At 73.5% G+C, this 9376-nt stretch carries 11 protein-coding genes; 9 read left to right on the plus strand and 2 right to left on the minus strand.

The features are described from left to right. Positions 1-3 precede the first annotated feature (3 nt). The gene (gene paaI, locus NS354_RS12010; protein ID WP_153002211.1) at positions 4-480 is read right to left on the minus strand and encodes a hydroxyphenylacetyl-CoA thioesterase PaaI; all 477 of its coding nucleotides are present in this window, start codon (positions 478-480) and stop codon (positions 4-6) included. Positions 481-672: 192 nt separating this feature from the next. On the opposite strand from paaI, the gene paaA reads away from it, so the two are divergent. From paaA to NS354_RS12045, 7 genes are all read left to right on the plus strand, one after another. After that, positions 673-1638 carry a 1,2-phenylacetyl-CoA epoxidase subunit PaaA gene (paaA, locus tag NS354_RS12015; protein WP_058594701.1) on the plus strand — a complete coding sequence of 322 codons (966 nt, stop codon included), beginning with the start codon at positions 673-675 and terminating at the stop codon, positions 1636-1638. Positions 1639-1743: 105 nt separating this feature from the next. Beyond that, positions 1744-2049 carry a 1,2-phenylacetyl-CoA epoxidase subunit PaaB gene (gene paaB, locus NS354_RS12020; RefSeq protein ID WP_010155709.1) on the plus strand — a complete coding sequence of 102 codons (306 nt, stop codon included), beginning with the start codon at positions 1744-1746 and terminating at the stop codon, positions 2047-2049. Then, positions 2046-2927 carry a 1,2-phenylacetyl-CoA epoxidase subunit PaaC gene (gene paaC, locus NS354_RS12025; RefSeq protein ID WP_058594702.1) on the plus strand — a complete coding sequence of 294 codons (882 nt, stop codon included), beginning with the start codon at positions 2046-2048 and terminating at the stop codon, positions 2925-2927. The genes paaB and paaC overlap by 4 nt, the downstream gene beginning before the upstream one ends. Further along, positions 2921-3430, plus strand: coding sequence for a 1,2-phenylacetyl-CoA epoxidase subunit PaaD (gene paaD, locus NS354_RS12030; protein ID WP_058594709.1), 510 nt, complete (start codon positions 2921-2923; stop codon positions 3428-3430). Before paaC ends, paaD begins: the two co-directional genes overlap by 7 nt. Positions 3431-3437: 7 nt before the next feature. Then, positions 3438-4541: a 1,2-phenylacetyl-CoA epoxidase subunit PaaE gene (gene paaE, locus NS354_RS12035; protein ID WP_058594703.1), complete on the plus strand. Its 1104-nt coding sequence runs from the start codon at positions 3438-3440 to the stop codon at positions 4539-4541. A gap of 16 nt (positions 4542-4557) precedes the next feature. Then, positions 4558-5361: an enoyl-CoA hydratase/isomerase family protein gene (locus tag NS354_RS12040; protein WP_058594704.1), complete on the plus strand. Its 804-nt coding sequence runs from the start codon at positions 4558-4560 to the stop codon at positions 5359-5361. A 98-nt stretch (positions 5362-5459) separates the two neighbouring features. After that, positions 5460-5834, plus strand: a complete 375-nt coding sequence (locus NS354_RS12045) for a hotdog fold thioesterase (RefSeq protein WP_241490528.1) — start codon at positions 5460-5462, stop codon at positions 5832-5834. Here NS354_RS12045 and NS354_RS12050 read toward each other — a convergent pair. After that, on the minus strand, positions 5807-7330 hold the full coding sequence (locus NS354_RS12050) for a PLP-dependent aminotransferase family protein (RefSeq protein ID WP_058594706.1): 1524 nt from the start codon (positions 7328-7330) through the stop codon (positions 5807-5809). The genes NS354_RS12045 and NS354_RS12050 overlap by 28 nt on opposite strands. A 225-nt stretch (positions 7331-7555) precedes the next feature. Here NS354_RS12050 and NS354_RS12055 point away from each other — a divergent pair, with 225 nt between their 5' ends. Together NS354_RS12055 and NS354_RS12060 are read left to right on the plus strand one after the other, a co-directional pair. Next, positions 7556-8452, plus strand: a complete 897-nt coding sequence (locus NS354_RS12055; protein WP_058594707.1) for a dihydrodipicolinate synthase family protein — start codon at positions 7556-7558, stop codon at positions 8450-8452. A 4-nt stretch (positions 8453-8456) separates the two neighbouring features. Beyond that, the coding region (locus NS354_RS12060; RefSeq protein WP_206542613.1) for an MFS transporter at positions 8457-9376 on the plus strand (920 nt) is incomplete at its 3' end.

Here is a 9376-nt window from a genome sequence, read left to right on the forward strand (position 1 = left end):
GGCTCAGTGGGCGGGCAGGGGCGGCAGCGGCCGGTCGGTGGCGAACGATCGGCCCCGGAACTCGGCGATCGTCTCGCCGCGCTGGTCGCGCACGGTGATGTCGTAGAGCCCGTTGCGCCCCGACACCCATCGCCGCTCGGCGACGGCGGTGAGCGTGTCGCCTGCGCGGCTGGCGCGCGTGAAGGTGATGTCGACGCCGGAGGCGACGACGGCGTGCTCGCCCTCGTTGCACGCGTAGGCGAAGGCCGTGTCGGCGAGGGTGAAGACCATGCCGCCGTGGGTGATGCCGAAGCCGTTGACCATGTCGTCGCGCACGGTCATGGTGAGCTCGGCCCTGCCGCGTTCGAGTGCGCGGAGGCGGATGCCGAACGCGGTCTTCGCGGTGTCGGCGTGCAGCATGGCGGTGGCGGCCCAGCTCGGGTCGAAGGCGATGCGATCCTCGATGCCGTCCTGCGGCATCACGTCTGCGGGTGAACTCATATGGCGCTCCATTGCGTCGGCGGGAACGGTGCGCCTCCCCTTTGCGGTGCCGCGGGAGGAGGCGTATACTGACTGAATGGTCGGTCAGTAATTCCGTTGACGACTCTACCACCAGTGTTCCGCCCGTGGCGAGACTTCGCGAGCATTCGCACCGGCCGATCCCGAACCCGCACCCAGACACGGAGGCATCAGATGACATCGACGACCGATGAACTCGACGAAGTCGCCGAGCAGCAGCGCTTCGACGCCCTGATCGCAGACGAGCAGCGCATCGAGCCGCGCGACTGGATGCCCGAGGCGTACCGGCGCACCCTCATCCGCCAGATCTCGCAGCACGCGCACTCCGAGATCATCGGCATGCAGCCCGAGGCGAACTGGATCACGCGCGCCCCGAGCCTCAAGCGCAAATCCATCCTCATCGCGAAGGTGCAGGACGAGGCGGGCCACGGGCTCTACCTCTACTCGGCCGCGCAGACCCTCGGCATCACCCGCGAGGAGATGACCGACGCGCTCATCGAGGGGCGCGCCCGCTACTCGTCGATCTTCAACTACCACACCCCCACCTGGGCCGACATGGGCGCGATCGGCTGGCTCGTCGACGGCGCCGCGATCTGCAATCAGGTGCCGCTCTGCCGCGCCTCGTACGGGCCGTACGGCCGCGCGATGGTGCGCATCTGCAAGGAGGAGTCCTTCCACCAGCGCCAGGGGTTCGAGATCCTCTACGAGCTCTCCCACGGCACCCCCGAGCAGAAGCGGATGGCGCAGGACGCGGTCGACCGCTGGTACTGGCCGTCACTCATGATGTTCGGCCCGAGCGACGACGCATCGCCCAACTCGGCGCAGTCGATGGCCTGGAAGATCAAGCGGTTCTCGAACGACGAACTGCGCCAGCGCTTCGTCGGCATGTGCGTGCCGCAGTTCGAGGCGCTCGGCCTCGAGTGCCCCGACCGCGACCTGCGCTACGACGAGGAGACGGGCCGGTGGATCATGGGCGAGATCGACTGGAACGAGTTCTCGGAAGTGCTCGCCGGCCGCGGCCCCGCCAATGCCGAGCGCCTCCGCCACCGGCGCGAGGCCCACGACGACGGCGCCTGGGTGCGCGAGGCCGCCGCCGCCTACGCGCAGAAGATGCAGGATCGCCGCCGCTTCGCGGCCTGACGCCGACCGAGCGCACCGAGCACCGAGCACCGAGCACCGCGCGCCGAACCCGAGCCCCGCGCACCCCGCCGGGGCCGCGCACGCCGCAGATACGAGGAGACGAAGATGTCGACACCCGGAGAGACGGGCACCGAGGCCTGGCCCCTGTGGGAGGTGTTCATCCGCGCGAACCGCGGACTGAGCCACGTGCACGCGGGATCCCTGCACGCGCCCGATGAGGCGATGGCCCTCCGCAACGCCCGCGACCTCTACACGCGGCGCCACGAGGGCGTCTCGATCTGGGTCGTGCCGGCGGCGGCGATCACGACCAGCGACCCGGATTCGAAGGGCGTGTTCTTCGAGTCGCCCGCGGGCAAGAACTTCCGGCACGCGGTCTACTACGCCCGCGCCGAAGGGGTGAAGCACCTGTGAGCGCGCAGACGGAGCCGGAGGCTGCGACGGCGCAGACCGCGACGGCGCGCACGGCCGCGGCCGATCCGCACGGCGACGTGAGCGTCGACGACCTCGAGCTCGCCGACGAGCTCACCGGAGCCGGCACCGGCGCCGTGGCGACGCCCGATGCCGCCGAGTACGCGATGCGCCTCGGAGACGACGCCCTGATCCTCGCCCAGCAACTCGGCTGGTGGGTGTCGCGCGGCCCCGAGCTCGAGGAGGATCTCGCGCTGAGCAACATCGCGCTCGACCTGCTCGGGCACGCGCGCTCCCTGCTGCACTACGCGGGCAGCGCGACCGGGCGCAGTGAAGACGACCTGGCGTTCTGGCGCGACGAGCCCGAGTTCCGCAACTGCTGGCTGGTCGAGCAGCCGAACGGCCACTACGGCGACACGATCGCCCGCCAGTTCCTCTTCTCGGCGTACCAGGCCGAACTGTACCGCGAGCTGCTCGGCAGCAGCGACGCGACCCTCAGCGCCATCGCCGGGAAGGCCGAGCGGGAGGTGCGCTACCACCTCGACCACTCGGCCCAGTGGATGCTGCGGCTCGCGCTCGGCACCGACGCATCGCGCACCCGCATCACGGCGTCTCTGCGCGACCTGTGGCCGTACGTCGACGAGCTCTTCTCCGACGACGAGCTCGTCGAGCGCCTCGCCGGCATCGCCCCGCCCCCGAGCGCGCTGCGCGCCGGCTTCGATCGCACGGTGGGCGCGGTGCTCGCCGAGGCCGAGCTCGACGTTCCCGACGTGCAGCCGGCGCTCGCACGAGGGCGTCGCGGCATGCACAGCACGCGGCTCGGCTACCTGCTCGCCGAGATGCAGTGGCTCCCCCGACGGCACCCGGGGGCGTCGTGGTGACCGCGGGGCGCCCCGCCGAACCCGAGGCGGCGCGGGTCTGGGACATCGCGGCGGAGGTGCCGGATCCCGAGGTGCCCGTGCTCACCATCGCAGACCTGGGCGTGCTCCGCGCCGTGTCGGCCGCCGACGACGAGGTGCGCGTCGTGCTGACGCCGACCTACTCGGGGTGCCCCGCCATCGACCGGATGCGCGACGACGTCGCCCAGCGGCTGCGCGCCGCCGGTTACGCGCGGGTGCGCGTCGACACCACGCTCAGCCCGGCGTGGACGACCGACTGGATGAGCGAGGCGGGCAAGCGCAAGCTCGCCGCATACGGCATCGCGCCCCCCGACTTCCGGTCGGCGGCGCGCTCGGGGCCGATCCCGGTCGCCCTCGCGGTCAAGTGCCCGCGCTGCCACTCCACCCGCACCCGCGAGATCGCCCGGTTCGGGTCGACCTCGTGCAAAGCCCTGTACGAGTGCCTCGAGTGCCTCGAGCCGTTCGACTACTTCAAGGTCCACTAGGAGCACCATGGCCGCCATCAACCTGGGCGCGAAGCGGCGCGCGACGTTCCACGAACTGCGGGTCGCCGAGGTGCGCCCGCTCACCGAGTCGAGCGTCGAGGTGACGTTCGAGGTCCCCGATCGGCTCGCAGCCGACTTCGCCTACCTCGCCGGGCAGTACCTCGCCCTCCGCGCCACGATCGACGGCGAGGATCTGCGCCGCTCCTACTCGATCTGCCGGCCCCCCGCACCCGGGCGCATCTCCGTCGCCGTCAAACGAGACCTCGGCGGCCGCTTCTCCACCTGGGCGAACGAGTCGCTGCGGCCCGGGGATACGCTGCAGGTGATGACGCCGCAGGGCGCGTTCACCTCGAACCTCGACGAGCTCGACGGCCGCCACGTCGTCGGCGTCGCCGCCGGCTCCGGCATCACCCCGATCATCACGATGGCGCACCGCGTGCTCTCACACAGCGAGACGAGCCGCTTCGACCTCCTCTTCACGAACCGGTCGTCGCTCGACGTCATGTTCGTCGAGGAGCTCGCCGACCTCAAGGACCGGTACCCGCAGCGCTTCGCCATCCACCACGTGCTCTCCCGCGAGCAGCGCTCGGCGCCGGTGATGTCGGGGCGACTCGACGAGGATCGCCTGCGCACCATCCTGGGCACCGTGATCCCGGTCGACCAGACCGACGAATGGGTGCTCTGCGGCCCCTTCGAGCTCGTGCAGCTGTGCCGCGACCTGCTGGCCGAACTGGGCGTCGACCCGGCGCACGTGCGCTTCGAGCTGTTCTCGACCGGCGAGCCCGCCCCCACCCGGGCGCGCCCCGTCGAAGTGCGCGCCGGCGAGCGGACCATCGCGATCGACTTCACCCTCGACGGCACCTCCGCGAGCGTCGAGAGCCCCGTCAGCGCGCACGAGACCATCCTGAACGCCGCCCTGCGCGTGCGCAGCGACGTGCCGTTCGCCTGCGCCGGCGGCGTCTGCGGCACCTGCCGCGCGCGGGTCGTCACGGGGTCGGTGTCGATGACCGAGAACTACGCCCTCGAGGCCGACGAGATCGAGCGCGGCTACGTGCTCACCTGCCAGTCCCACCCGCAATCAGACCGCGTCGTCGTCGACTACGACGCGTGACCGAACCGGAGCCCGCATGATCACTCTGACCATCTCCGACGACGTCGCGGAGATCGCCCTCGACGCCCCCGAGCGCCTGAACGCGCTCGGCCCCGACGACCTCCGCGAGCTCTCGGAGGCGTACGCGCACGCCGAGCAGCAGCGGGTGCGCGCCCTCGTGCTGCGCGGCGAGGGGCGCGCCTTCTGCGCGGGGCGCGACATCTCGGGCGTCGACCCCCGCACCGACGACGTGCACGGCTATCTCGGCGGGCTCGTGCAGCCGCTCCTCGAGCGCATGAGCCGCTTCCCCGCCCCCACGTTCGCCGCCGCGCACGGCGCGTGCCTCGGCGTGGGGCTCGGACTGCTCATCGCGACCGACGTGGTCTACGTCGCCGAGACCGCGAAGGTCGGGAGCCCCTTCGCGAACCTCGGCGCGACCCTCGACTCGGGCGGGCACGCCCTGTTCTTCGAGCGGCTCGGCGCCCACCGCACCCTCGACCTCATCTACACCGGCCGCCTCATGTCGGGCGCAGAGGCCGTGGCCTCCGGCCTCTTCTCGCGGTCGTTCCCCGACGCCGAGGTGCTCGACGCGACCCGCGCGGCTGCGGCGAGCGCGGCGCGCGGCGCGACCGAGGCGTTCCTCGCGTCGAAGGCGCTGGTCGCCGAGCTGCGCGATGAGCGCCTCGGGCTGTGGCGGTCGATGGCGCACGAGAACCGCGTGCAGGCCGCGCTCTGCGGCACCGACGACTACCGAGAGGGGTTCGCGGCGTTCCAGCAGAAGCGGCGGCCCGAGTTCACCGGCGGCTCCCGCGCCCAGCGCTCCTCCGAGGTGCGGGCATGAGCGCGGGTGCGGGCGTGAGCGCGGGCGCGGGTGCGGGCGTGAGCGCGGGTTCGGGCAACTACGTCGCCGAGCACGGCGCCGGCGAGCTGGCCGATGCGATGGGCATCGAGTTCCTCGAGTACACCGTCGAGCGCACGGTCGCGCGCATGCCGGTGCGGGGCAATCGGCAGACCGTCGGGTTCCTGCACGGCGGCGCGTACGTGGTGCTCGGCGAGACGCTGGGGTCGCTCGCGGCGAACCTCCACGCCGGGCCCGGCCGCCTCGCGGTCGGCGTCGACATCAACGCGACGCACACGCGCTCCGCCACCGCGGGCTTCGTCACCGCGGTCTGCACGCCCGTGCACCTCGGGCGCAGCCTCGCCGTGCACGAGATCGTGGTCACCGACGAGGGCGGCCACCGGTGCTGCACGATGCGCATGAGCAACCTCATCAAGGCGATGCCCGATCACGCCCGCACCGACGCGCTCCCCTGATCCCCGACCTGATCCCTGCCCTGGGGCCCGCTCCGGGCCCCGCTCCGAGCCCCGGCCAGCACCTCGGTGATGTGCTGCAGTGCGCCGTGCAGCTGCACGTCGCTGGCCGCACCGTAGCCGAGCACCAGGCCGTGGGGGGCGCTCGCGGGATCGTCGTAGTACTCGTGCAGCGGGGTCGTGGTCACCCCGCGCGCCGCGAGTTCGCGCACCGCCGCGGCGGCCGTCGGCCCCGGCTCCCAGGTCAGCGTCGCGTGCAGCCCGGCCTCGACCGCGTGCACGTGCACCCCCGGCGCGCCCGCGAACGCGTCGATCACGAGCGTTCGGCGGTGCGCGTACGCGCGCCCCGCCCGCGCGAGGTGCCGCCGCAGCCCGCCGCTCTCCAAGAACTCCGCAAGGGCGTGCTGCACCGTTCCCGAGAGCGGCAGGCCGAGATCGGCGCGCGCCGCGAGCGCCCGTTCGCGCACGTCGGGGTGGCGCACCACCACGTAGCCGCATCGCAGCCACGGCGAAAGGGTCTTCGAGTAGCTGCCGACGAGGGCGACGCGGCGCTCGTCGTCGAGCGACGCGATCGCCGGCAGCGCGGGGGCGCCGTGGCGGAATTCGCTGTCGTAGTCGTCCTCGATCACGAGGGCGTCGTGCTCGCGCGCCCAGTCGAGCACGGCGAGGCGGCCCGCGACGGGCATGCGGCCGCCGAGCGGATACTGGTGGCTCGGGGTGAGCAGCACCCCCGCGAACGGCCCCTCCTGCGCGCGCAGCGCCTCGATGTCGATGCCGCCGCCGCGCACGGGAACGCCGACGGAGTGCCCGCCCAGTCGCCGGATCACGCGGCGCGATGCGGGGTACCCCGGCTCCTCGGTCGCGATCCGCGCACCGACCGGCCCCTCGGCGCGGAGCGCATGCATCAGCAGCGCGATCCCGTCGTTCGTGCCCGCGGTCAGCAGCACGTCGTCGCGGTCGCACCGCACGCCGCGGGCCTGCAGCAGGTGGTCGGCGATCAACTCCCGCAGACGCGCGTCGCCCGCGGGCGGGGGCGGCACGGAGGGCAGCTCGCGGCGCAGCGCCCGGCGCCAGGCGGTCTGCCACTCGCGCGTGCCGCTGAACCGCGTGGAGGGGCTCCCGGGCGACAGGTGGTGGGCGCTGCCGCCCAGGGCGATGCTCGGGGCGCCGGGCGGGGGCGGATCGCGATCGGGCCGCGCCGTGCGCGGCGTCGGCCGTCGCCCGGCGACGATGCTCAGATCCGCCGCGACGAAGGTGCCCGACCCCGGCACCGAGACGCAGTACCCCTCGCCGATGAGCTCTTCGAACGCGGCGATGACGGTGCCGCGCGAGCAGCCCATCGCGGCCGCGAGCGATCGCGAGGAGGGGAGCTGGGCGCCCGCCGCGATCTGCCCGGCGAGCACCGCGTCGCGCAGCTGCTCGACGAGGTGCTCCCGAGTCGTCGCTCCGGGCGGTGCGGTCGTGTCGAGCACGAGGTCCACGGGGATCCGATGCCGCATCGTCGCCTTTCCGGTCTACTGAACATGAACGATTCCGGAGTAACGGTACAACCAGTCGGCGCGGCACGATAGTGCACAGGCCGGCCACGTCGATCGGAGACGCCCACCGCCGCCCCGGCCCGAACCGCCCCGGCCTCAGCTCGACCCAGCCCGATCCGCCCCAGCCTCAGCCCGACCCGGCCTCAGCCCGACCCAGCCCCAGCCCGACCCAGAAATGGAGCTCCCGTGTTCACCGGTCTCAGCGCGTTCCCCCTCACCCCCTTCGTCGACGACGCCGTCGACGAGTCCGCCTACGCCGGCCTCATCGAGCGGCTCGCCGCCGCCGGGGTCGACTCGATCACCGCCCTCGGCTCGACGGGATCGTACGCGTACCTCGGCCCCGAGGAGCGCGCGCGGGTCGCCCGTCTCGCCGTCGCCCACGCCGGCACGACCCCCGTGCATGTGGGGGTCGGCGCGCTCCGCACCTCGCACGTGCTCGACCACGTGCGGAGCGCCGAGGCCGCCGGAGCCGCGGGGGTGCTGCTCGCGCCGATGACCTACCAGCCGCTCACCGACGACGACGTCTTCGAACTGTTCGCCGCCGTCACGGGGGCCACGCAGCTGCCCGTGATCGTCTACGACAACCCCGGCACGACGCATTTCGCATTCAGCACCGAACTCTACGGCCGCATCGCGCAGCTGCCCCGCATCGCGTCGGTGAAGATCCCGGCGCTGCCCGCGGACGCGGCGGCCGCCGCGGATCGCATGGCCCGGATCCGGGCGGTGCTCCCCGAGCACGTCACGGTCGGCATCTCGGGCGACGCGTTCGCCGCGGCCGGCCTCGCGGCGGGGTGCGACGCCTGGTACTCGGTGATCGCCGGCACGCTGCCGCAGACCGCGCTGCGCATCCTTCGCGCGGCGCGGTCGGGCGATGCCGAGGCCGGGATCCGGGAATCCGATGCACTGCAGCCGCTCTGGCGCCTCTTCAGCACGATGGGCGGCAGCCTGCGCGTCACCGCCGCGATCGCCGAGCACCTCGGGCTGGTGCGCCGCGGATCCCTCCCCCTCCCCATCCTCGGCCTCACCGAGGCGCAGCGCGCCGAGGTCGCGCGGGTCGCAGATGAACTCGGGCTCGACGGCTGACGCGATGCCGCGCGGCGCAGGCGCGGCTGCGGCGGCGGCGCGGAGCGGCGGGCCCCGGCCGCGCGGCGGGCTCGCGCGCTACGTGTTCGCCGCGACGCTCGTGCGGAGCGCCGACGGCGGCGCGGTCGTCGCGATCGTGCTCCTCGCGCAGCACGCGGGGCTCCCCGCCTGGGTGTCGGGCCTGCTGGGAGCGTCGATCACCGCACCCCACCTGCTCGGCCCGTTCATCTCGCGCAGACTCGACACCGCCCGCGACGGGCGCACCGTCATCGCCGCCTCCGCCCTCGTGCACGGCGCACTGCTCGGCGTCGCCGCACTCCTCCTGCCGCACACCTGGGCCGTGGTGCCCGCACTCCTCCTGGCCGTCTCGGGACTGTTCGGCCCGATGCTCACCGGCGGCATCAGCAGTCGGCTCCCCGCGATCGCGGGCCCCGCGCAGCGGCATCAGCGGCGGGCGCAGAGCTGGGACGTCGCGAGCTACGGCGTCAGCGGGACCCTCGGCCCGGCGTCGGTGGCGTGGATCGCCGCGGGGCCCGGCCCCCTGGCCGCCGCGCTCGTGCTCGCCGGCGCCGCGGTCGTCGGGGCGGCCGCGGTGCTGGCGCTGCCGCAGCAGGCCCCCGCCGTCGACGCCGCGGCGGTGCCCTCGCCGGCGCAGACGCTGCGGCGCATCTGGCGCTCCGGGCCGCTGCGGCGCACGCTCGCACTCACCGTCACGGTCGCATTCTCGGTCGCGGTGCTGCCCATCTACGCCGTGGCGGTCGCTCCGCAGTTCGGCGGCGCGGCGCTCGCGGCCGCCCTGGTCGCCGGCTACGGGGTCGGCAACCTGATCGGGTCGGCGATGCTCATGGCGAAGCCGCTCACCGGCGACGCCGACCGGCTCGTCGTGGCGCTGTGCTTCGCCGTCGCCGGTGAGCGGCTTCGCCA

It is taken from the genome of Leucobacter chromiiresistens (genome assembly GCF_001477055.1).
Classification (GTDB): Bacteria; Actinomycetota; Actinomycetes; order Actinomycetales; family Microbacteriaceae; genus Leucobacter; species Leucobacter chromiiresistens_A.